Annotated in this window: 1 protein-coding gene; it reads right to left on the reverse strand. The window is 70.3% G+C overall.

Features of this window, described 5'->3' with window-relative positions:
- Positions 1 to 269, reverse strand: a 269-nt coding sequence (locus ACNQ0T_RS24315) for a transglutaminase family protein (protein ID WP_417930508.1), incomplete at both ends; no start/stop codon positions are given.

A 269-nucleotide genomic window follows, 5' to 3' on the forward strand; every position in this document is an offset into this window, starting at 1 on the left:
GGAAGGGCGAGTCCGCCGGCGTGGCGCCGCCCAGCACGAAATGGTTGCCGCCGCCGGTGCCGCTGTGGCGGCCGTCGATCATGAACTTCTCGGTGGACAGGCGCGTGAGCCGTGCGGCCTCGTACAGGAACTCGGTGTGCTGGACCAGCTCGGCCCAGTGGTGAGCCGGGTGGATGTTGACCTCGATGACACCGGGGTCGGGCGTGACCTGCAGCAGCTTCAGGCGCGGGGCGCGCGGCGGCGGGTAGCCCTCCAGCACGATCTTGTAG

The organism is Enterobacter cloacae complex sp.6700776 (genome assembly GCF_048284255.1).
Lineage (GTDB): Bacteria > Pseudomonadota > Gammaproteobacteria > Enterobacterales > Enterobacteriaceae > Enterobacter > Enterobacter intestinihominis.